General features: G+C 65.8%; 1 pseudogene. It reads right to left on the reverse strand.

The features are described from left to right. Positions 1–738, reverse strand: a pseudogene (locus ASD86_RS27195) (hypothetical protein); the annotation flags it as partial. Positions 739–1,442: the final 704 nt, after the last annotated feature.

Genomic DNA, 1,442 nt, shown 5'->3' on the forward strand with positions numbered 1-1,442 from the left:
GATCACCGGAGCCGCGACCGTGTGGGTCGTCGTGCAGTTGGCGCACTCCGGATCGGGGTCGCCACCACCGCTGCCCGTCACGCTGTTGCCGACCGTGCCGGCCGCATCGGCGTCGACAGTGGTGGTGTAGGTCAGCGTGTAGGTGCCCGGCAACGTGCCGGCCGGCAAGGTGCACGACAGCGCACCCGTACAGGTGTATGCACCCGCATTGGTCACCGAACCGAACGTCTGATCGCCACTGATCGTGTCGGCCAGGGTGTAGACCGACGTCAACGCCGCCGTCGTCACCGTGGTCGACAAGGTGTAGGTGATCGTCGCACCCGGGTTGACCGTGGTGCCGGTCGCCGGATCCGACGACTTGCTGCTGCTGATCACCGGCGCGGCGACCGTGTGGGTCGTCGTGCAGTTGGTGCACTCCGGATCGGGGTCGCCACCGCCGTTGCCGGTCACGCTGTTACCGACCGTGCCGGCCGCGTCCGCGTCGACGGTGGTCGTGTAGCTCAGCGTGTAGGTGCCCGGCAACGTGCCGGCCGGCAGGGTGCAGGACAGCGTACCCGTACAGGTGTAGCTACCCGCATTGGTCACGCTGCCGAACGTCTGGTCGCCACTGATCGTGTCGGTCAGGGTGTAGACCGACGTCAGCGCCGCGGTGCTGATCGTGGTGCTTAGGGTGTAGGTGATCGTCGCGCCCGGATTGACCGTGGTGCCGGTCGCCGGATCCGACGATTTGCTGCTGCTNGATCACTGGAGCCGCGACCGTGTGGGTCGTGGTGCAGTTGGTGCACTCCGGATCGGGGTCACCACCGCCGCTGCCAGCCACGCTGTTACCAACCGTGCCGGCCGCATCGGCGTCGACGGTGGTCGTGTAGCTCAGCGTGTAGGTGCCCGGCAACGTGCCGGCCGGCAAGGTGCAGGACAACGGGCCGGTGCCCGTGCAGGTGTAGCTACCCGCATTGGTCACGCTGCCGAACGTCTGATCGCCACTGATGGTGTCGGTCAGGGTGTAAACGGCCGTCAACGCCGCCGTCGTCACCGTCGTCGACAAGGTGTACGTGATCGTCGCACCCGGATTGACCGTGGTNGCTATGTCGTCGTTGGTGATGCCGCACTCCGCGTCATCGCCGTTGGTCAGCACCAGACTATTTCCAGTCAAGGTACCGCCCGTGCATGACCACGCACTGGCGGCGTAACCGGCGAGATTGGTTTCAGTGAGCGTATAGGTGCCCGAACTAACCGCCGCGTTGGTGATCGCTGGAGTGCCGCTCGTGCCACTAATCGGCGTCGGCCCCGTGGCAGTCAACGTGAAGTCGGCCGTCGTCGCCGTACCACGGTTGTCGTTAATCACCGTCTTGACCAAGGTCAGCGTCGCCGCCTGGTCATCGTTGTTGATCGTGCAAGTCGCGTTGTCGCCCGCGGCCAGGGCCACGGTGTTGTTCACCACC

The organism is Lysobacter sp. Root690 (genome assembly GCF_001427785.1).
Taxonomy (GTDB): Bacteria; Pseudomonadota; Gammaproteobacteria; order Xanthomonadales; family Xanthomonadaceae; genus Lysobacter.